This is a genomic window from Pseudomonas sp. PvP028 (genome assembly GCF_017832255.1).
GTDB classification, from domain to species: domain Bacteria; phylum Pseudomonadota; class Gammaproteobacteria; order Pseudomonadales; family Pseudomonadaceae; genus Aquipseudomonas; species Aquipseudomonas syringae.
The window spans coordinates 4583462-4604326 of record NZ_JAFIBL010000001.1; the positions used below are offsets into that span (position 1 = coordinate 4583462).

Annotated in this window: 19 protein-coding genes, 3 tRNA genes and 1 pseudogene; 13 read left to right on the top strand and 10 right to left on the bottom strand. The window is 58.2% G+C overall.

Annotated features, from left to right (window positions below; all coding sequences use genetic code 11):
* Positions 1 to 9: 9 nt before the first annotated feature.
* The 4 genes from ugpC to JOE34_RS19575 are packed head-to-tail and all read left to right on the top strand — an operon-like array spanning position 10 to position 5067.
* Positions 10 to 1116, top strand: a complete 1107-nt coding sequence (gene ugpC, locus JOE34_RS19560) for a sn-glycerol-3-phosphate ABC transporter ATP-binding protein UgpC (RefSeq protein WP_003420782.1) — start codon at positions 10 to 12, stop codon at positions 1114 to 1116.
* Positions 1117 to 1133: 17 nt separating this feature from the next.
* Positions 1134 to 2615 (top strand): mannitol dehydrogenase family protein, encoded by a 1482-nt coding sequence (locus tag JOE34_RS19565; RefSeq protein ID WP_209996470.1) that lies wholly within the window; start codon positions 1134 to 1136, stop codon positions 2613 to 2615.
* A 10-nt stretch (positions 2616 to 2625) separates the two neighbouring features.
* The gene (gene xylB / locus JOE34_RS19570) at positions 2626 to 4107 is read left to right on the top strand and encodes a xylulokinase (RefSeq protein ID WP_209996471.1); all 1482 of its coding nucleotides are present in this window, start codon (positions 2626 to 2628) and stop codon (positions 4105 to 4107) included.
* Positions 4108 to 4128: 21 nt separating this feature from the next.
* A complete protein-coding gene (locus JOE34_RS19575; protein WP_122220418.1) occupies positions 4129 to 5067 on the top strand; it encodes a carbohydrate kinase in 939 nt (312 codons plus the stop codon).
* A 120-nt stretch (positions 5068 to 5187) separates the two neighbouring features.
* On the opposite strand, the gene JOE34_RS19580 is transcribed toward JOE34_RS19575, so the two are convergent.
* Both JOE34_RS19580 and JOE34_RS19585 read right to left on the bottom strand, forming a co-directional pair.
* Positions 5188 to 5742: a hypothetical protein gene (locus JOE34_RS19580; RefSeq protein WP_017278212.1), complete on the bottom strand. Its 555-nt coding sequence runs from the start codon at positions 5740 to 5742 to the stop codon at positions 5188 to 5190.
* 168 nt (positions 5743 to 5910) lie between these two features.
* Entirely contained in the window at positions 5911 to 8802 is a 2892-nt protein-coding gene (locus tag JOE34_RS19585; RefSeq protein WP_024665794.1) for an EAL domain-containing protein, read from the bottom strand.
* 262 nt (positions 8803 to 9064) lie between these two features.
* Between JOE34_RS19585 and JOE34_RS19590 the strand changes: the two genes are divergently transcribed.
* The 3 genes from JOE34_RS19590 to JOE34_RS19600 all read left to right on the top strand — a co-directional run bounded on the left by JOE34_RS19590 (position 9065) and on the right by JOE34_RS19600 (position 11994).
* A complete protein-coding gene (locus tag JOE34_RS19590; RefSeq protein ID WP_024648965.1) occupies positions 9065 to 10141 on the top strand; it encodes an NAD(P)-dependent alcohol dehydrogenase in 1077 nt (358 codons plus the stop codon).
* Positions 10142 to 10444: 303 nt separating this feature from the next.
* Positions 10445 to 10843: an NUDIX hydrolase gene (locus tag JOE34_RS19595; RefSeq protein WP_010411436.1), complete on the top strand. Its 399-nt coding sequence runs from the start codon at positions 10445 to 10447 to the stop codon at positions 10841 to 10843.
* Positions 10844 to 10932: 89 nt separating this feature from the next.
* A complete protein-coding gene (locus tag JOE34_RS19600) occupies positions 10933 to 11994 on the top strand; it encodes an SDR family oxidoreductase (RefSeq protein ID WP_024665792.1) in 1062 nt (353 codons plus the stop codon).
* Positions 11995 to 12129: 135 nt separating this feature from the next.
* Here JOE34_RS19600 and JOE34_RS19605 read toward each other — a convergent pair.
* Positions 12130 to 12206: transfer RNA gene (locus JOE34_RS19605), tRNA-Val, on the bottom strand.
* Positions 12207 to 12479: 273 nt separating this feature from the next.
* Between JOE34_RS19605 and JOE34_RS19610 the strand changes: the two genes are divergently transcribed.
* Together JOE34_RS19610 and JOE34_RS19615 are read left to right on the top strand one after the other, a co-directional pair.
* Positions 12480 to 12704: a hypothetical protein gene (locus tag JOE34_RS19610; protein ID WP_004403789.1), complete on the top strand. Its 225-nt coding sequence runs from the start codon at positions 12480 to 12482 to the stop codon at positions 12702 to 12704.
* An 86-nt stretch (positions 12705 to 12790) separates the two neighbouring features.
* Positions 12791 to 13348: a GNAT family protein gene (locus tag JOE34_RS19615; protein ID WP_024665791.1), complete on the top strand. Its 558-nt coding sequence runs from the start codon at positions 12791 to 12793 to the stop codon at positions 13346 to 13348.
* 69 nt (positions 13349 to 13417) lie between these two features.
* Here the strand turns inward: JOE34_RS19615 and JOE34_RS19620 are convergent.
* Positions 13418 to 13494, bottom strand: a tRNA-Val gene (locus tag JOE34_RS19620).
* 325 nt (positions 13495 to 13819) lie between these two features.
* On the opposite strand from JOE34_RS19620, the gene JOE34_RS19625 reads away from it, so the two are divergent.
* Positions 13820 to 14065: a ubiquitin-like protein gene (locus JOE34_RS19625; protein WP_010411423.1), complete on the top strand. Its 246-nt coding sequence runs from the start codon at positions 13820 to 13822 to the stop codon at positions 14063 to 14065.
* Between the two features lie 99 nt (positions 14066 to 14164).
* Here JOE34_RS19625 and JOE34_RS19630 read toward each other — a convergent pair.
* Both JOE34_RS19630 and JOE34_RS19635 read right to left on the bottom strand, forming a co-directional pair.
* Positions 14165 to 14458 (bottom strand): annotated as a pseudogene (locus JOE34_RS19630) (integrase core domain-containing protein); the annotation flags it as partial.
* Between the two features lie 200 nt (positions 14459 to 14658).
* Positions 14659 to 14735 (bottom strand) — tRNA-Val (locus JOE34_RS19635).
* A gap of 182 nt (positions 14736 to 14917) precedes the next feature.
* Here JOE34_RS19635 and JOE34_RS19640 point away from each other — a divergent pair.
* A complete protein-coding gene (locus JOE34_RS19640) occupies positions 14918 to 16201 on the top strand; it encodes an FAD-binding oxidoreductase (protein WP_046266654.1) in 1284 nt (427 codons plus the stop codon).
* Between the two features lie 59 nt (positions 16202 to 16260).
* Here JOE34_RS19640 and JOE34_RS19645 read toward each other — a convergent pair whose 3' ends face one another.
* Entirely contained in the window at positions 16261 to 16956 is a 696-nt protein-coding gene (locus tag JOE34_RS19645) for a hypothetical protein (protein WP_004403795.1), read from the bottom strand.
* 220 nt (positions 16957 to 17176) lie between these two features.
* On the opposite strand from JOE34_RS19645, the gene JOE34_RS19650 reads away from it, so the two are divergent.
* Positions 17177 to 17359: a hypothetical protein gene (locus JOE34_RS19650; RefSeq protein WP_004403797.1), complete on the top strand. Its 183-nt coding sequence runs from the start codon at positions 17177 to 17179 to the stop codon at positions 17357 to 17359.
* 120 nt (positions 17360 to 17479) lie between these two features.
* Here JOE34_RS19650 and JOE34_RS19655 read toward each other — a convergent pair whose 3' ends face one another.
* Positions 17480 to 18238, bottom strand: a complete 759-nt coding sequence (locus JOE34_RS19655; RefSeq protein ID WP_003347216.1) for a TerC family protein — start codon at positions 18236 to 18238, stop codon at positions 17480 to 17482.
* A gap of 34 nt (positions 18239 to 18272) precedes the next feature.
* Entirely contained in the window at positions 18273 to 18515 is a 243-nt protein-coding gene (locus JOE34_RS19660) for a hypothetical protein (RefSeq protein ID WP_010411397.1), read from the bottom strand.
* Positions 18516 to 18647: 132 nt separating this feature from the next.
* On the opposite strand from JOE34_RS19660, the gene nhaR reads away from it, so the two are divergent.
* Positions 18648 to 19550, top strand: coding sequence for a transcriptional activator NhaR (nhaR, locus tag JOE34_RS19665; protein WP_010411395.1), 903 nt, complete (start codon positions 18648 to 18650; stop codon positions 19548 to 19550).
* On the opposite strand, the gene JOE34_RS19670 is transcribed toward nhaR, so the two are convergent.
* Entirely contained in the window at positions 19547 to 20701 is a 1155-nt protein-coding gene (locus tag JOE34_RS19670) for an MFS transporter (RefSeq protein ID WP_024648959.1), read from the bottom strand. The two genes, nhaR and JOE34_RS19670, sit on opposite strands and share 4 nt — an antisense overlap.
* Between the last annotated feature and the right edge of the window lie 164 nt (positions 20702 to 20865).

A 20865-nucleotide genomic window follows, 5' to 3' on the forward strand; every position in this document is an offset into this window, starting at 1 on the left:
GAATCCAACATGGCTAACCTGAGCATCCGCAATCTGCAAAAAGGCTTTGACGGTCACCAGATCATCAAGGGTATCGACCTGGATGTGAAAGACCGCGAGTTCGTGGTCTTCGTCGGGCCTTCGGGCTGCGGCAAATCCACCCTGCTGCGGCTGATCGCCGGGCTTGAAGAAGTGACGTCGGGAACCATCGAACTCGATGGCCGTGACATCACGCAGGTCACCCCGGCCAAGCGCGACCTGGCCATGGTGTTCCAGACCTATGCGCTGTATCCACACATGACCGTCGGCAAGAACCTGTCGTTTGCACTGGATCTGGCGGGCGGTGACAAGGCCGAGATCAAGAAGAAGGTTGATGAAGCCGCACGCATTCTGGAGCTCGGGCCGCTGTTGGAGCGCAAGCCAAAGCAGCTGTCCGGCGGGCAGCGCCAGCGTGTCGCGATTGGCCGGGCCATTGTACGCAACCCGAAGATTTTCCTGTTCGACGAGCCGCTGTCCAACCTCGACGCCGCGCTGCGCGTGCAGACCCGCCTGGAATTGTCGCGCCTGCATAAAGAGCTGCAGGCCACCATGATCTACGTGACGCACGATCAGGTGGAAGCCATGACCCTGGCCGACAAGGTAGTCGTCCTCAACGGCGGCAAGGTCGAGCAGGTTGGCTCGCCGCTCGAGCTGTACCACCACCCGGCCAACCTGTTCGTTGCCGGCTTTCTCGGCACGCCGAAAATGGGCTTCCTCAAGGGCAGAATCAGCCGGGCGGACAACACCAGCTGCGAAGTCGAGCTGGATGCCGGCACGCGCATCAGCCTGCCGGTCAATGGCGCAGGACAAAGCATCGGCGCTGCGGTAACGCTGGGCATCCGCCCGGAACACCTGAACCTTGCCCAGGGCGACGATTGCCAGTTGCAGGTGATTGCCGACGTCAGCGAACGTCTTGGCAGTGACACCTACTGTCACGTGCGCACCCATTCGGGCGAGGCGCTGACCATGCGTATTCGTGGTGACCTGGCCAGCCAGTACGGCGAGACGCTGAACCTGCATCTCGACAGTGCCCAATGCCACCTGTTCGACGCTCAAGGTCTGGTGATTGCCAAAACCTTGCAGACCGCCGCAGCCTGAGTTCCGGAGAGCCCGTCATGAAACTGAACAAAAACAATCTGTCCCAACTGGACGCCGACATCGCCCTGCCCGCCTACACCGTCGACAACACTCGCCAGGGCATTGCCCACATCGGCGTCGGCGGCTTTCACCGGGCGCATCAGGCGTTTTACACCGATGCGCTGATGAACAGCGGCGAAGGCTTTGAATGGAGCATCTGCGGTGTGGGCTTGCGTCCTGAAGACAAGGCCGTGCGCGATGCACTGGCGCAACAGGACTACCTGTACACGCTCTATGAACTGGGCGACACGCCCGACACCCAAACCCGTATCATCGCCTCGATCAGCGGCATGCTGCTGGCCGACGACAACCCGCAGGCGCTGATCGACAAACTGGCCAGCCCGGACATCCGCATCGTCTCGCTGACCATCACCGAAGGCGGTTATTGCATCGACGACAGCAACGGTCAGTTCATGGCCCATCTGCCGCAGATCCAGCACGACCTGGCGAACCCGGATCAGCCAAAAACGGTATTCGGCTTTCTTTGCGCCGCACTGGCTCGACGCCGCGCGCAAGGCACACCGGCCTTCACCCTGATGTCCTGCGATAACCTGCCACACAACGGCGCAGTGACACGCAAGGCATTGCTGGCATTCGCCACATTGCGCGATGCCGATCTGCATGACTGGATCAAGGAAAACGTCAGCTTTCCCAACGCGATGGTGGATCGCATCACGCCAATGACCAGCGCAGCCCACCGGCTGCAACTGGCGGATGACAAACACATCGACGACGCCTGGCCGGTGGTCTGCGAACCATTCGTGCAGTGGGTGCTGGAAGACAAGTTCGTCAATGGTCGCCCGGCGTGGGAAAAAGTCGGCGTGCAGTTCACCGATGACGTGACGCCCTATGAAGAGATGAAGATCAAACTGCTCAACGGCAGTCATCTTGCACTGACCTACCTGGGCTTCCTCAAGGGTTATCGTTTTGTACACGAAACCATGAATGACCCGCTGTTCGTGAGCTATATCCGCACCTACATGGACCTGGACGTGACCCCGCAACTGGCTTCGGTGCCAGGTATCGATCTGGAAGGTTACAAGGACACCTTGATCGAACGCTTTTCCAACAAGGCGATTGCCGACCAGCTGGAACGGGTCTGCTCGGACGGATCGTCGAAATTTCCCAAGTTCACCATTCCGACGATCAATCGTCTGATCGTCGATCAGGGCAATCTCGAACGCGCTTCGCTGGTGGTCGCTGCATGGGCGCTGTATCTGAAGGGTGTCGACGAAAACGGCACGACCTACACCATTCCTGACCCGCGTGCCGGGTTCTGTCAGGCGCTGGTGGCTGATGACACGCTTATTACTCAGCGCTTGTTGGCAGTGGAAGAAATCTTTGGCTCGGCCATTCCGAAATCCGCAGCATTCGTGGCGGCCTTCGAGCAGAACCTCAATGATCTCCGCACACTGGGTGTGAGTGGCACACTGGAAAAACTTTTGGTTGCCAAGGCCTGAGGGACTTCCCATGTTTCTTGGAATCGATTGCGGGACCCAAGGCACCAAGGTGTTGGTGCTCGATACCGAAAGCGGCACCGTACTGGGCGAAGGCTCGGCGCCGCACAGCCTGATCAGCGACCATAACGGCCGCCGTGAACAGGACGTACAGCAATGGCTGGACGCGCTGCAACAGGCGACCCGCGATGCACTCGCAGCGGCGGGCATTTCCGGCCAGCAGATTCAGGGCATCGGCGTCTCGGGCCAGCAACATGGTCTGGTGATGCTCGATGCTCAGGGCCAGGTACTGCGCCCGGCCAAACTGTGGTGCGACACCGAGTCGGCACCGGAAAACCAGCGCCTGCTGGACTACCTGGGCGGCGCGCAGGGGTCGCTGCAACGCCTTGGCCTGGTTATCGCCCCAGGTTATACCGTGTCGAAACTGTTGTGGACCAAGGAGCAATACCCGGATCTGTTCGAGCGGATCGACAAGGTGCTGCTACCCCATGACTACCTCAACTATTGGCTGACCGGCCGCTGCTGCACCGAGTTTGGCGACGCGTCGGGCACCGGCTATTTCAACGTGCGCACTCGCGAGTGGGACCTGCCATTGCTCGCGCACATCGACCCGAGCGGTCGTCTGGGCAAGGCACTTCCACAGCTGTTGCAAGCCCACGAATCGGTGGGCGTACTGCGTCCTGAAGTCGCCAGACTGCTGGGCCTGAACCCTGACGCTCTGGTCTCCAGTGGCGGCGGCGACAACATGATGGGCGCGATCGGCACAGGCAATATCCAGCCGGGGTTGATCACCATGAGCCTGGGGTCTTCGGGCACGGTGTATGCCTACGCCGAGGAGGCGCGGGTCAGCGAGCATGAGTCGGTCGCGACTTTCTGCTCATCCTCCGGCGGCTGGTTGCCGCTGATCTGCACGATGAACCTGACCAACGCGACGACCGCCATTCGCGAGTTGTTCGCCCTCGACATCGCCGGCTTCAATCAGGCGGTCGCCCAGGCGCCGATCGGTGCCGAAGGCGTACTGATGTTGCCCTTTCTGAACGGCGAACGCGTGCCCGCCCTGCCCGATGCGACCGGCAGCATCGTCGGGCTGGACAGCACCAATCTGACCCAGGCCAACCTGTCTCGCGCGGTGGTCGAAGGCACTACCTTCGGCCTTCGCTACGGGCTGGACCTGTTGCGCGACAGCGGCATCAAAAGCGAAAAGATCCGTCTGATCGGCGGTGGCTCCAAAAGTGCCGTGTGGCGGCAGATCGTGGCCGACATCATGAACACACCGGTGATCTGCACCGACCACTCGGAAGCCGCCGCACTGGGCGCCGCCATTCAAGCGGCCTGGTGCTGGTCGCGCGCTAACGGCAAGGCTCAGGACCTGCAGCACCTCTGCGAACGCTGCGTGAGTCTCGATCAAGACAGTGAGACGCATCCTGTGGTGCATAATGTGGCCGCCTATCAGCAGGTCTATCAGCGTTATCAGGCGCAATTGCGCAAGGTTTGAAGCGTTTTTCATGGAGCACTTATGTTTCTGGTTTGTGGCGAAGCACTGTTCGATATTTTTACCCGCGCGGATGACAACGGTTCCCTGAACAGATTGGGGTTCGATGCGATTGCCGGCGGCTCTCCGTTCAACGTTGCGATTGGCCTGCGCCGTCTGGGCGTGGACGCAAGCTTCCTTGCCGGGCTGTCCACCGATTACCTGGGCCGCCGTCTGCGTGCCGTGCTGGAAAAGGAAACGGTCAATACCGATCACCTGATCGACTTCGACGCGCCCACCACACTGGCCATGGTCGCCGTGGGCAGCGATGGATCGCCGACTTACAGCTTTCGAGGCGAGGGCTGCGCGGACCGGCAGTTGCGCCTGGAACACTTGCCGGAACTCGACGGGCAGGTACGCGGCATTCACGTCGGCTCGTTTTCACTGGTGGTGCAGCCGATTGCCGACACGCTGTTGGCGCTGGTAGCCCGTGAAAGCAGCACACGGCTGATCTCGCTGGACCCCAATGTGCGCCTCAATCCAGCACCGGATATTCAGCGCTGGCGCAGCCAGGTCGCAGCGTTCGCCGAGCATGCGCACCTGATCAAGGTCAGCGACGAGGACCTGCACCTGCTGTACCCGGACAGCGATCCACAAAAGATCGCCGAAGGCTGGCTCGGCAAGCGTACGCAACTGGTCATCATCACTCGCGGCACACAAGGTGCCAGCGTCTTCACCCGCCAGCACGGCACCTGGTCGGTGCCGGCAAAAACCGTGGTCACCGCCGATACCGTCGGGGCTGGAGATACTTTTCAGGCCGCGCTGCTGACCTTCCTCAGTGAACGCCAGCTCGACACGCCACAAGGCTTGTCGACGCTGTCACGGGAAACACTGGACGAGATGCTGAATTTCGCCGTCGGCGCGGCCGCGCTGACCTGCACAAAGGTCGGGCCGGATTTGCCGTACAGGCATCAATTGGGGTGAGAGGGCTTAAACGCTACCTCCATACACACGCATCAACTGCGGTGTATGGGCGGTAGTCTTCGTGGGCAAGCGAAACATCGCCCGGCTCAAGAAAAAGCCATCAAAGTCGCCGAACAAACATCAAGCCACCATACCGGCCTTGATACCTCTGATGCGGGTGTTGATGTCATCCGCAACGTCGTTCTGCTTGTCCTTGAGCGCGTCCTGAACCTTCTGGTCAATCGCCAGTTGGTCCTGAGGTGCCATGGCGTCATAGTCTTTCTGGGTAATACCCGTCAGCTTTTCGCGCACTTTCTCTTCGGCTGTCTGCTTCAGAGAGTCCATGAATTTCTGTTGTACCGAATCTGTCGATGACGTGTCAGTGGTGCTGGTGCTGCCAGCCACTGAACCGATGACACCGTTGTCACGGTCAGCCGTCTTTTCTGACAGTGACGTATCACCGGCGGACTTCAGGTTGATCATCATCCGTGCAAAGGATTCGTTGTAACCGCTGTTTTCCTGCTTGCTGTCTTGCGATGTCGAACTGCTGGTCTGCGCGGTAACCGGTGCCGAACCTGATGTCAGGCCAGCGGCAGCGACCGAGCTGAAGGCGTCCTGGGACACCTCATCTACGGTCTTGCGCCCGACAACAGCCCGGGAAACAAGCTGCTCAAGCGCACTCGTGCCAATAATCATCTCTCACCTCCTGATGAACCTGTTGCGCAGGTTCAAAAGCAAGTCCAGTGCCAACTGTCTTGAAAACCAATAACCTGTTGATTTTAAAAGCTTAAATAAAAACCAGGCAAATCGAGCGCGTCAAAGAACGGATACAGCCTGCCGTCTGCGGCAAACACTGGCCGAGCGTCAGCCTGCCGCGCGGCCGGTGTTGATCTCCAGCAGCTCAATCGGCAACGGCTCGGAAAAGTAGTAGCCCTGCGCCTGTGTGGCGCCGATTTCGCGCAGCAGCTCGAGCGTTTCAAGGTCTTCGACGCCTTCGGCCACTACGGTCAGATCGAGGGATTCGGCCATGCGCACAATGGCACGCACGATAGCGCGGCTACGCACACTGGAGGTCAGGCCGAAAATAAACGACTTGTCGATTTTCAATCCGCTGAAGTGGTACTGATGCACGTAGCTGAGCGAAGAGAAGCCTGCGCCGAAATCGTCGAGCATGACCGACATGCCTTGCTCGGCCAGGAGCTTCATTGACAGGCGTGCCTGCTCGGGATCGACCACCAGTGCGCCTTCGGTGAGTTCCAGGCACAGACGTTCAGGCGCGACATTCTGCTCGGCAAGCAGTGCCAGTACTTCCGCGGCGAACGCCGGGCGGGTGATGCTGTAACTCGAACAGTTCACATGTACGGGTGGCCAATGACTGTTCTCGGGTTGCGCCAGGATGGAAATCACACGCTTGAGCATATAAAGGTCCAGACGGCCAATCAGGCGCAGTCCCTCGAGCGCAGGCAGAAAGCTCTCTGGTCCGACGATCCGCCCATCCGGCATACGCCAGCGGATCAACGCCTCGAACGCCAGCAACTTTCCGCTATTGACGCAGATCACCGGCTGAAAATAGGGAATCAACTGGTCCGTACGTTTCAGCGCCGTGCGCAGCGCACCTTCCTGCTCGACCTGATCAGACACCTCGCGGCGTAACGCCTGATTGAACACCGCGAAGCTGTCCCGCCCGCCGTTCTTGACCCGGTACATGGCGGTATCGGCATCGCGCAGCAGGTCAGCCGGTTCCTGATGGAAGCGACTGTCGGCACCCACCACACCGATACTGCAGGAAGAGAACACCGTGTGATCATCGATCACGAACGGCTGCTCGAACGCAGTCAGTATTCGCTGAGCGATCTCCGTCCCGGTCTGCAGCGGCGTGTCGATGCTCAACACGGCGAACTCGTCACCGCCCAGCCGCGCCAGCAGGTCGCGTTCGCGCATGCAACTGCGCAGGCGCTCAGCGGCCTGCACCAGAAGGATGTCGCCGCAGTGATGACCCAGGCTGTCATTGATCATCTTGAAGCGATCCAGATCGATGAACATCACGATCACTTGCTGGCCATTGCTGCAGAAGTCCTGCCATGCCTGCCTCAGACGATGTTGGAGATGGCTACGATTGGGCAGCCCGGTGAGTGAGTCATGGGAGTTTTCGTGCTGCAGCCTGGCGTTGGCCTGGTCCAGCTCACGGGTCCGGTCTCGAACCCTGGCTTCAAGCAGAACATTGGCGGTATGGATCGCTTCTGCCGCGCTGCGCCGGGACAGTGCCGTATCGATGTGGCGAGAAACGAAAGTCAGCAGCTCCTGATCGCGCAAGGTATAGCTGACATCCTTGGAATAGCTCTGCACCACCAGCACACCGCGCACCTGCCCACCTTCGAACAGCGGAATGCCCAGCCATGAAGAGCAACGACCGGATTGACGCTGTACCTCGATCTCGCCAAGGCCTTCCAGCCTGCGAGCTTCCTCGTAATCGATCAGGCAAGGTCGCCGCTGGCCTATCACATACTCGGTAAACCCCCGCTGCCCGCGCCGTGAGCGCGGCGGCGCGGGCTTGAACTCGTCAATGTAGTACGGAAAGGTCACTTCGCCCGTCGCACTGTCGTAAAGCGCGATGTAGAAATTGAGCGCCACCAGCAACTCGCCGACGATCATGTGCAGGCTGCGAAAAAGCTCGTTCATGTCACCGGGCTGGCTGGAAAGCTCGGCAATCTGGAACAGGGCATTCTGCAGATGCTCGGCGCGCTCGCGGTCCCTGACCTCCTGACGTAACGCGTCGTTGGCTGCAGAAAGCTGTTGCGTGCGCAGAGCCACTACCTGCTCCAGGTCAGTGCGATGCAACTGCCGGTCCAGTGCCATGGCCACGTGACGCGACACCACGGCGAACAATGCACGATCCTGGGCACTGTAGACACGAGACACGTCATAAACCTGCATCGCGACCATGCCAAAGACTTCGTCCGATGCGTTTTTCAAGGGCGCGCCCATCCAGAACTCGGGTAGACGTCCAACGCTGTAAAACCGGTTGTCGGCTTTGGCCTGTTCGATGCCGGCAGCATCGAGAAACAAAGGCTGCCCGCTGCTCAAGACATACCCGGTGAGCGACATCCGGTCAGCGTCGATAAACTCGAACGTCTCGTGTGCCATTGCCTCTTCATCGAATCGGTCAATGTAATAAGGATAGGTGATCTTGCCGCTTTGCCGGTCATACAGCGCAACGTAGAAGTTCTCGGCATCGATCAGAGTCCCGAGTTGCTCATGAATGCCTTGCAGAAAAGCGCTGCGGTCCAGCGTAGTGCTGGCCAGCAGGCTAATTTCATACAGAACACGCTGCGTGTTCTGCGCGCGGATCAACGCCGCGGTCTGCAACAGCGAGCCCAGCCTGACAGCCAGATCCAACAGCAAGGGATGGTCTTTTTCAGCCATCGGTGCCAACACCCAACCCAGCACGCCCTCGCCCTGCCCTGCGACCCGGCAATGCAGCTGCAATTGAGTGCAATACGTCTCGAAGTCTTCAGCGGCGATGTGTGCAGGCCAGACAACGGTGTCGTCGCCTTGCCCGAGCAGGCATTTCAGTTCACCCGCGGCGTAGGCAGCCCAGGCAATGGCTCCTGTCTGCTCCCTTGCCACGCTTATGAGGGCTTCGATAGAGGCCTGACAGGAGAATCGGTCGCGGTTGGCTGGCAACGCGCTGCAGGGAGCAATTGAGGTGCGAGCTACGCTTGAGCAGAGGCCCGTGGCCAGAAGTGAGACTGTCATGGAAACACCAGATGCATGAGCCGACGGCGGTCATCCTTTAAACCATGACCAAAGATTACAAGCGTAAAAACGCATTGTTGCAAAGTTCATACCTTTTTGGCAGACCCTTCGGCGTACCGATGACGCTTGTGTGACGCGGGGCACTACATGGCTGCCCCATGGGTCAGATTCATGTGCATCGCCAGACAGCGAGGTCAATGAGCGAGGCTCGGCTATGCTGTCGTACGGCGTTACACTTATCCCCATTGAACAGGTGACAGTAATGGTCAAGACATACAGCTACGCAGCGCAATCGGCTCAGGACACGCTCAAGCCCCATCAATTCGAACGTCGCTCGCCCGGCGCTGACGATGTTCAGATCGACATCCTTTACTGCGGCGTGTGCCACTCCGATCTGCATACTGCGCGCAATGAGTGGCACAACACACTCTATCCTTCTGTTCCGGGTCACGAAATCGTCGGCCGGGTCACGGCGGTCGGCTCCGACGTCAAGCAATTCAAAGTCGGCGACCTGGCTGGCGTCGGTTGCATGGTCGACAGTTGCCAGCAATGTACATCGTGCACCGAAGGTGACGAGCAGTACTGCGAGAGCGGCTTCACCGGTACCTACAATGGCCCGGTGTTTGGCGGCGAGAACACCTTCGGCGGCTACTCCGACAAGATCGTGGTCAAGGAGAAGTTCGTCTTGCGCATCTCACATGATGCCGACCTGGCCGCCGTCGCGCCGCTGTTGTGCGCAGGTATCACCACCTATTCACCCTTGCGCCACTGGAAGGTCGGCCCTGGCAAGAAAGTCGGCATTGTCGGGCTTGGCGGTCTCGGCCACATGGGCGTCAAGATCGCCCACGCCATGGGTGCCCATGTGGTGCTGTTCACGACCTCCCCCAACAAGCGCGAAGATGGCTTGCGTCTGGGCGCAGACGAAGTGGTGGTATCCAAGGACGCGGCACAGATGGCTGCTCAGGCCAACAGCCTGGACTTTATTCTCAACACGGTTGCAGCGCCGCATGATCTGGACGCCTTTCTGTCTCTTCTCAAGCGCGACGGCACCATGACACTGGTCGGGGCGCCGGCAGAGCCGCATCCGTCGCCTGCGGTGTTCAACCTGATCTTCAAGCGTCGCAGCCTGGCTGGCTCGTTGATCGGCGGCATTCAGGAAACCCAGGAAATGCTGGACTTCTGCGCCGAGCACGGCATCGTTTCCGACATCGAAAAGATCAACATGCAGGACATCAACGAGGCTTACGAGCGGATGCTCAAGGGCGACGTCAAGTATCGCTTCGTCATCGACATGGACAGCCTCAAGCAGGAAGCGGCTGCCGACTCGAACGCTGCCTGATGCGCACCTGGCAGCCATGGAAGGCTGCGATTTGACATGCCGTACGTCGCCCCCGGTGAACCGATCGCCGCCAATCGCCCACTGATGTCCATACTCTAGTTGCAGGACTCTGATTGCAGGCATCGGCACACCACCTGCTGCGCGATCCGCTCTGGCCGTTTCCCTTTACGGCCTGAGCGGCCCGCCCTAAAAAATGAACTATTCATTACATTTTTGTGACTACTACTGACAGTCTTTGAGTCTCAAGTTCACGCAGTCCTTGCAGATACTCATGTCAACGGACGTTTAACAGGCCAACGGATTATGAAACAACGCGCGACAGTCATCTGCAAACGTGACGGCCAGGTCCTCTATGTGCGCAAACCGAAATCGCGCTGGGCGTTACCTGGTGGCAAGATAGAAGCGGGTGAAACGCCCTTTCAGGCCGCAGTGCGTGAACTGTGCGAGGAAACCGGGCTTGCTGACCTTGATCTTCTGTACCTCGATGTGTACGAGAAGGATCAAGTGGCCCATTACGTTTTCACCGCGCAGGTCCCAGCCTCCAGCGAGCCATCGCCGCAGAACGAAATTGCCGCCTGCAAATGGCTTGCGCCGCAAAAACTTGGTGACCTGAAAGCCAGCAGTGCGACCAAAACCATCGTCAAGTCATATGCAACCGAGTCCGAAGGCGTTCCCGGTACCCGGAGCCACGTTACAGGGTAATCGGGACAATCGGGTTGAACGGTATGGCCTGATGCTGTTCTGAGACAGCAGACGGTTCATTACTTTCTTCCCCGTCTCAGGAGACCCCTATGACTCAGACCGCCCTGGTTGTTGGCGCAAGTGGCATTGTCGGCAGCGCAATCACGCAGTTGTTACTGGACAACGATTGGCAGGTTGCCGCCCTCTCCCGTAGCCCGTCAGCGCGGCCCGGCGTGATCCCGGTAGCTGCAGACCTGCAGAACCCGGAGTCCGTGCATGCGGCTCTGGCTGATGTGAAGCCCACCCACATTTTCATCACTACATGGTCGCGTCAGGCCACTGAAGCAGAAAACATCCGCGTCAATGCCGCGATGGTGCGTAACGTGCTGGACGCTGTGCGGCCCGCTGGCAGTGTCAAGCATGTTGCGCTGGTGACCGGCCTCAAGCATTACCTCGGCCCGTTCGAAGCGTATGGCAAAGGCACCCTGCCGCAAACGCCGTTCAGGGAGTCGCAGGCGCGCCTGGATATCGAGAACTTCTACTACGCCCAGGAAGACGAAGTCTTCGCTGCCGCCGAGAAGGATGGCTTTACCTGGAGCGTCCATCGCCCGCATACCGTGACCGGTGTTGCCGTCGGCAATGCGATGAACATGGCGACGACCCTGGCCGTTTACGCCTCGATCTGTAAAGCCACTGGCCGACCTTTCGTGTTCCCGGGCTCACGCGTGCAGTGGGACAGCCTGACCGACATGACCGATGCGCGGCAGCTGGCCCGCCAGCAACTATGGGCCGCGACCACACCTGCAGCGGCCAATCAGGCGTTCAACATCACCAATGGCGATGTGTTTCGCTGGAGCTGGATGTGGGGACAGATCGCCGAATACTTCGGCTTGCAGCCAGCCGATTTTCCGAGCGAGCCTGCCCCGCTGGAAACGCAGATGGCCAACGATCAGGCGGTCTGGGATGACATCGTTCGCGAGCATCAGCTAAAGGAAAGTGACATCAACCGCCTGATTTCACCATGGCACAGCGATGCCGATCTCGGCCGTCCGATTGAAGTTGTCACGGACATGTCGAAGAGCCGCAAGCTGGGCTTCACGGCGTTCCAGGCCAGTGACGATGCGTTCTTCGACGTGTTTGAAAAGCTGCGTCGTGACCGCCTGATTCCCTGAGGCAACTTGCCATTTCGTGCCAATGCTCGCATTGGCACGAGAGCCGGCACTGGCTACGGGTAAAGCGAGCACAACAAAAAAGGGTCAACCTCTCGGTTGACCCTTTTTTTACCGCCCAGCAGAGCGGATTTTGTTTGGTAGGCGCGATTGGACTCGAACCAACGACCCCCACCATGTCAAGGTGGTGCTCTAACCAACTGAGCTACGTGCCTGCTGTGGGTCGGCATTCTACGGATATTCGATTGCCTGTCAAACGCTTTTTTGCAGTAACTCTCTGAATACGTGAATTTTTTAAGGCTCCTGCCAGTGATCACGCGCCATCGGATTCCTTTCGTCTTTCCAGCACGCTGATCGAGCGGCCTTCTTGTGTTCACGCACCTTTCGAAACCTTACCTAGCACATTTACCAGTATCACTCATCATCCGGCCGCAGTAGCCTTGCTAGCGTCATAGGCGTCGAACTATGCGTTACTCAGGAGAAAAATCATGGACGATGAAGTGTCCGCACTGGTGGTTGATAACGGCTCAGGCTCGGTTCAGAGCAACAATGAAAGCAACTCTGCCTCCGCAGACGGGGCCGCTATCACGAATCGCTATGCAAGAGTGGGAATTGACGGGCTCGTCATTATCATTAAAGACATCCCGGGCCCGCCCCCGACGCCGGACTGGAAACTATGCAAGGCAGATACAAAGGTGGGCTCGAAGTACTGATAGGCCACTGATGAGATCTTTGGGTTCCTGGCTAGCCGGCGGCGTCAAAAGCCTGCCGGCAGTCCAACGCATCGTGGCCATTGTCTATGACAGAATCCAATCTACTGCCTGCAGCAATCCAGACAGAGCGTTTGTTGATTCGCGTTGCAAAGCCAGGTGACGGCATCGTTTTCAATCAGGCTGTTGCCGAATCGGCCGAGCATTTGCAGAAATGGTTGGCTTGGGCAACGCCGACTCCTGGTATCGATCAGTCCGAACTGATCTGCCGCCATGCCTACGCCCGGTTCCTCCTGAATGAGGATCTCAGGGCTCTTCTCTTTCTGAAAAACAACGGCGCATTAGTAGGAAGCAGCGGCTTGCATAATGCCAACTGGCAGTTGCGAAGCTTTGAAGTAGGCTATTGGGGCAGAACTCAATACCTTGGCGCCGGCCTGATAAGTGAGGGCGTTGCAGCATTGGTCAGCTATGCGCTGGACAACTTGATGGCTAATCGCGTGTTTCTGACAATGGATGAAAGAAACCTGGCGAGCCAGAGACTCGCCGAGCGGGTCGGATTTGAGTACGAAGGCACTCTTAGACAGGATCGCATGAGCATTCAGGGAGGACTGCGCAACACACGCGTCTACTCGATCATTGGCAACTGACAGCAAAACAAAAAAGGGCCAGCCTCTCGGCTGACCCTTTTCTTACCGCCCAGCAGATCGGATTTTGTCTGGTAGGCGCGATTGGACTCGAACCAACGACCCCCACCATGTCAAGGTGGTGCTCTAACCAACTGAGCGACATGCCTGCTGTGGGTCGGCATTCTACGGATATGCGAATACCTGCCAAACGCTTTTTTGCATTAACCCTCTGAATACGTGAAATTTCGGGACTGATGACACCGATCAGGCGTCTTCAAAAATGGTCCAGTACCCGCTGGGGTGTTTTGCTCTTTAATGCCAGACACCAAAGACCTGCCGTTCAATCAGGTATCAGCCCCTATAGCTATCAACCTTACGAGTATCGCTCACTCGTCAGTCACAATAACCTTGCCTTGCGTGTATACGCATTGGATGGCCAAAGTAGAGGCTCATCATCAAACGCAGCCAATCATAAAACACTGAGGTGATACCGTGAAAATTTATATACAGTCACTTACTACCGCCCTGCTAATACCAGGGGGAAAACTGGAACTTGATGTAGAACCGTCCGACACGATAGGCAATGTAAAATCCAAAATACAAGACAATCTGCTTCTAGCGCCACCACCGGAAAATCAAAGGTTATTATTTGCGGGTCAAAGGCTGGATGATGATCGGACACTGACTGACTACAACATTCAGAAAGAGACTACGCTGCTGCTCACCCTAAAAATTTAGGGTCAGTGTACTGTTTTCGAAAGAACCAACTGCAGATTTCCATAAAAATGAGTAGGTTATTTCGCGAACAGTACACTCGTGTCCAGGTTCACATCTTTTTTAGCCTCGACACGCTCGATGCTCCGCATAGGGCGTCTTGTATTTCAGCGACAGATGAGGCCACCCGTTGTTATAGATCTGCACCGACGCGCACACCATACGGATGGCCTCTGCAAAATCTTTGGAACGAGGCAGCAAGAACTCGGTTTCCAACGTTCCGCTCACACGTTCCGCCAGCGCATTTGGGTAGCAGTCGTACCCATCGGTCATTGAACAGGTGATGCCGTATTTGGTATGCAGCCACTGATAAAGCTCGGATCAATATTGGACGCCCCTGTCCGAATGATGTGCCAAGCGTTGCTCCCTTGCCCGCTGCGTTAGAACTTTGCTGAACGCCTGGATCCACGCTGACTGCGCCTTTTTGCTGAACTCATTACGCCCTCCTGAGATTGGGTCAGAAGGTGTAAACCTTATTCAGGACGGGACAAAAACAGCAAAAAGGGCAACCCTTTCGGATCGCCCTTTTCTTACCGCCCAGCAGAGCGGATTTTATGTGGTAGGCGCGATTGGACTCGAACCAACGACCCCCACCATGTCAAGGTGGTGCTCTAACCAACTGAGCTACGTGCCTGCTGTGGGTCGGCATTCTACGGATATGCGAATGCCTGTCAATCTGTTTTTTTGCTAACCCTATGAAATACAGCGTTTTTTACCAATCGACAGACAAGGGCTCTTTTGGCCTGCTGCTGGCAGAGCTTTTATATCTCGGGTACGATTGCCGCCATCGTCAAGAATATTAAACGGAGTCTCAGGATGGCAAACACGCCCTACCCGCAGTCCTATTATGCGGCTTCAGCCAACGCGGCCCCGGAACGTCCGGCGCTGCAGGGTGAAGTCGAAACTGACGTGTGTGTCATCGGAGCCGGTTACACAGGTTTGTCCAGCGCGCTGTTCCTGCTGGAAAACGGATTTCGGGTCACGGTGCTGGAAGCGGCCAAGGTCGGCTTCGGCGCATCGGGGCGTAATGGCGGGCAGATCGTCAACAGCTACAGCCGCGACATCGATGTCATCGAGCGAACCGTGGGGCCACGCCAGGCGCAATTGCTCGGGCAGATGGCCTTCGAAGGCGCGTCCATCATTCGCGATCGGGTTTCCCGTTACGGCATTCAGTGCGACCTGAAAGATGGCGGTGTATTCGCAGCGCTGACCAGCAAGCAACTGGCGCATCTCGAAGCCCAGCAGCGGCTTTGGGAGCGCTACGGGCATACCGGCCTCGAGCTGATGGACAAGCGCCGGATCAATGAAGTCGTGGCCTGTGATCAGTACATCGGCGGGTTGCTGGACATGACCGGTGGGCATATTCATCCACTCAACCTGGCACTGGGTGAAGCGGCGGCCGTTGAAACACTGGGTGGCACCATTTATGAGCAATCAGCGGCGGTTCGTATCGAGCGCGGGGCAAACCCTGTGGTGCATACGGCGCAAGGCAGGGTCCGGGCCAAGTTCGTTATCGTGGCCGGCAATGCCTACCTGGGCAATCTGGTCCCGGAGCTGGCGGCCAAGTCGATGCCGTGCGGCACTCAGGTCATCACCACCGAGCCGTTGAGCGATGAACTGGCAAAAACCCTTCTGCCGCAGGATTACTGCGTCGAAGACTGTAATTACCTGCTGGATTACTACCGCCTCAGCGCCGACAAGCGCTTGATCTTCGGCGGCGGTGTGGTGTACGGCGCCAGAGATCCCGCCAATATCGAAGCCATTATCCGGCCGAAAATGCTCAAGGCATTCCCGCAGCTCAAGAACGTGAAGATCGACTACGCGTGGACCGGCAACTTCCTGCTGACCCTGTCTCGTCTGCCCCAGGTTGGACGACTGGGCGACAACATCTATTACTCGCAGGGCTGCAGCGGACACGGTGTGACCTACACCCACCTGGCAGGCAAAGTACTGGCCGAGGCGCTACGCGGTCAGGCAGAGCGCTTTGATGCGTTCGCCGACCTGCCCCACTACCCGTTCCCCGGTGGCCAGGTGCTGCGCACCCCGCTGACTGCGCTGGGCGCGTGGTATTACAGCCTGCGTGACCGACTCGGTTTCTAAGCTCGCTGAACGTAAAACGGCACCTTATCGGTGCCGTTTTTGTTCCTGCCGCGTTGATTTCATTTAACGCCGCGTGCCAGCGTTCTTTTCGCCTCGCCCGCTGCCTGTTCCTGTCCTGATGTCGATAACGCTTCGGCCGCCTGCAGCCAGCGCTGCGCATCGACATTGGCCGGCAACTGCCGGGGCGACTGGATCAGCACCGCCCAACTGCCCGCGTCTTTCCAGGCCGACGCGAAGCTGCTGAAGCTCATTGAGTAACGACGATCCATGCCTGCGTTGAGCAGCACGGTCTCTTTGACACGGTTGTAGCCGATCAACACCGCATAACGCGGCCCTTTCCAAAGCACAGAGCCCTGGGCGAAACGCAGCATCACCGGGTACCCCGCCGAGACCTGGGTCAGCAGGTCCTGCAGCTGGCCATCAAGCGGGTACACCATGAAACCGTACTCACGCGCGACCTTCTGCATGTTCTGCTCGAGCCGGTCCTCGGCACCCGGCAATTGCAACGGCTTGTCGAGCAAACCGGGCGTCGTCTGCACCTGCTGGTTGGCCAGCATGCTAGCCAGCACCATCGGGCCGCTTTGATAGGCATTGCCCCGAAAGAACGGGATCGACGTCAGTTCGACCCGGTCCGGAAGGCGTTTCATCTCCGGCGTAACCATTGACGAACAACCGGCAAGGCCCATCAGCAAGGCCGCAATCAGCCATGAACGCAGCGCACCGGGAGTACCGGTAAAGAAAGAAACCGACAGCATGTTCACTCACTTCAACTGTTGTCGGGCAACCCGCGACCCGACCTGAGGACCGATGATAGAGCTGACCGGGTCTCGGGGATAGCCGCGCGTGGCACCTCGACCAACAGAATTGCGAAAATAATTCATAGCCCGATGCCACTGGTCAATTAACCGAAACATGCCCCGTACTAGACTGTCAGTTATCAAGACCGCAACAAAAAGCAGGAATGTGGAGGCACTTATGAGCCTGGAATTGACAATAGTGATGCTGATCGCTTCGTGGCTTGCCGTCGCCAGCGCGATGCTGTGGGGGGTGATGCGTGTATCCCGTCGCCGTCATCAGCCGCGCAGCGTCGAGCCGCGGGCGGTACAACCGGCTGTACTTGCAAAACACATCAAGGCCCCCGTTGTAGCAGCCAACTGATTTATAGCGGTATGAGCAGCGCTTAGCTGATCTGCCCTCCTCAGCGGGCTTGCCCGCGCCTTGAATGCAAAAGGTCGACCCTGTTGCCAGCGTCGACCTTTTTTACAGCTTCGCCAGTTATCAGTGCGTGGACACCTGGTTAACCGCTTTCTTGCGTCTTGCCCTGCGTACCAGCATGTTCAAGGCTTCAACGGCTGCCGAGAAGGCCATGGCCGCGTAGATGTAACCCTTCGGAACATGGGCGCCAAAGCCTTCGGCGATCAGCGTCATACCGATCATGATCAGGAAGCCCAGAGCCAGCATGACCACCGTCGGGTTGTCGTTGATGAATTTCGCCAGCGGGTTGGCTGCGACAAGCATTACCACGACAGCAGAGATGACCGCGATGACCATGATCGGCAGGTGTTCGGTCATGCCCACGGCAGTGATGATACTGTCGATGGAGAACACCAGGTCCAGCATCAGGATCTGTACGATCGCCGCGCTCATGCTCAACATCACCACCGAGCCCAGGGCTTTCTCTTCCTCGGTCTTGACGTCCATGCTGTGATGAATTTCCGTGGTTGCCTTCCAGACCAGGAACAGACCACCAGCGATCAGGATCATGTCCTTCCAGGAGAACGCCTGACCGAACACCTCGAAAACCGGCTCTGTCAGCTGCACGATGTAAGCAACGGTACTGAGCAGGCCCAGGCGCATCACCAGCGCCATGCCGATACCCAGCTTGCGAGCCTTCTCGCGCTGGTGTTCAGGCAGCTTGTTGGTGAGAATCGAGATGAAAATCAGGTTGTCGATGCCCAGTACGACTTCCATCACCACCAGTGTCGCCAGCGCGATCCAGGCTGCCGGACTTGTCGCGAGTTCCAATAGGTATTCCATAGATCACTGCCCTGCCTGCGCCAATAGTTGTAAGTCAGATTTCTTTATCAGACGTATTTTCGGTTTCAGCCGAGTTTGGTGGTGGTTCCTGCAACGAAAGTTCCTGCCTGGCCTCGTCCAGTGCCTGGGTTGCGGCTTTATGGGTGTCATCGACCACCTGTTTTGCACTGTCAGCGGCGGCATTCACCACATGCTTGGTGGAAGACTCTAGCTGATCGCATCCTGCTGCTACCAGCAGTGAACCGCTCAGTAATACAGCGTAAAGGACTTTGTTCATGGGCTCCTCACTCAGTGAAACCGGGCGGCCTGTTCAGCCCGGCGTTGGAGCGGATTCTAGACATCTTGAAACATAAGGAAAATTCGATTTTATAAGGCATATACTTCGGTTTTACCGAATCGGCAGAAAAATATGCTCAATTACCGCCAGCTTCACTACTTCTGGGTCGTGGCCAAGACCGGCAGCATCGCGCGCGCCTGTGAACAACTGAATCTGACCGCGCAGACCGTCAGCGGGCAGATCAGCCTGCTGGAGGCGTCACTGGGCGTCGATCTGTTCCAGCGCGTCGGTAGGCAGCTGGAAATGACCGAAGCAGGTCGCCTCGCCCTGCCCTACGCCGAACAAATGTTCCAGCTCGGCAATGACCTGGAAAACCTGCTGCGCTCGCAGCCGGATGAACAGCAATTGCTGTTGCGCATTGGCGTGGCCGACGTGGTGCCCAAGTCCATTGTCTACCGCCTGATCGCTCCGACCATGACGCTGGATGAGCCCATCCGCATTACCTGCCGCGAGGACAAGCTGGAACGACTGTTGGCAGACTTGGCCATCCAGCGTCTGGATCTGGTGATTTCCGACAGTCCGATGCCGCCGCATCTGGACATCAAAGGCTATAGCCAGAAGCTGGGAGAATGCGGGGTCAGTTTTTTCGCCACGCGTGAAATAGTGGAACGTATCGGGACCGATTTTCCGCAGTGCATGCACGGCGCCCCGCTGCTGATTCCAGGCCAGGAAACCGTGGTTCGAGGCAGACTGATGCGCTGGTTTGCCGAACAGGGCATTCAGCCGCGCATCATTGGTGAATTCGATGACAGCGCGCTGATGAAGGCGTTTGGCAAATCCGGCAGCGGCGTGTTCGTGGCGCCCAGCGTGATCGCCGACGAAGTGGAGGACCAGTATGGCGTACAAGTGATTGGCCATACTGACGCGGTGACCGAATCGTTCTATGCCATTACCGTGGAACGCAAGGTCAAGCACCCCGGCGTTGTCGCCATTGCCGAAAGTGCTCGAAACCAACTGTTCACCGATGCAGGCTAAGCAGGGAGCGACCCCGGATCACGCTTGATCAACAACAGCGCCAGCACAATCGCCAGCACGATGATGCCCGCAGCGGCAAAACCGACGTTGCCCAGCCCCAGGTGATCAATGACCCTGCCGCCAATCATCGCGCCGATGCCTATGCCAAGGTTGGCACCGGCGATGTTCAGTGACGCCGCGAACGCAGGTGCCTGCGGCGCGGCCTTGATCAACCGCACATGACTGACCAGAAACAAGGCCGCCTGGGTGATGCCCCAGACCGCCAGCGCGAGTGGCAAGGCCACCACCGAATGGATACTCGGCACCACCGCGACCATGCCGACCACCATGAAGGCGCAAAACACCAGGCTGGCAATCAACGGGTGGCGGTCGACCATGCGCCCGCCCAGCGAGTTGCCCAGCAAGCCGACAGCGCCAAAGCCCATCAGGCACCAGCCCACCAGAGCGCCGTCGAAACCGGCAAGGCGCTCGAGCATGTCCGCCAGGTAGGTATATGCCGTGAACATGCCACTGAACACCAGCACCGAGAGCAGCACGTGCCCCTGCATCATCCGGCTGCGCAAGATGCCGAACTGTTTAAGGATTGATACCGGGTTCAACTTGGCAGGCGTCTTCGGCAGATAGACCGTCAGCAACAGTGCCTTGGCAAACGCCAGAACGGCCAGCACCAGAAAGGCCGTGCGCCAGCCGAATGCGTCGGAGATCAGGGTGCCGATGGGAATGCCAAACACTGTGGCGCAAACGATACCGAAACCGATCCTGGCAATCGCCCGGCCTGCAAACTGCGGACCGACAATGTCCACGGCAGTCTCGCTGGCCAGCGCCCAGAACACCGGCAACCCCAACGCCGGAATCAGCCGGGCGATACCCATCACGGCGATATTGGGCGCCAGCGCCGCCAGGACATTTGCAAAACCGAACAGCACCAGGATGCTGACAAACAGGCGCTTGCGCTCGAAGCGCGAAAAATAGGCGGTCAGAAAAGGACCAAAGGCGGCGACGGTGAACGCAAACAGCGTCACCAGCAGCCCTGCCTGCGAGACCGTGACATTTAGGTCGCGGGCAACGGCTGGCAAAAGACCGACGATGACGAATTCTGTGGTCAGCACGGTAAACCCGGCAGCTGACAGCAGAAGGATGGGCAACAACATGAATACTCCAGAACAACAACAGGGCCCGCTGCGACAGCGCGGCCTGCGGGAGGGGGATTAAATAGCTTGAAGGTGACTGTCACGCCAATGCTCCGCACTGGCATGCAGTTAGTGAGACTGAGCCCGAAAAACGGGGGGGTGGGGGAACACTCCGGTAATTCTCG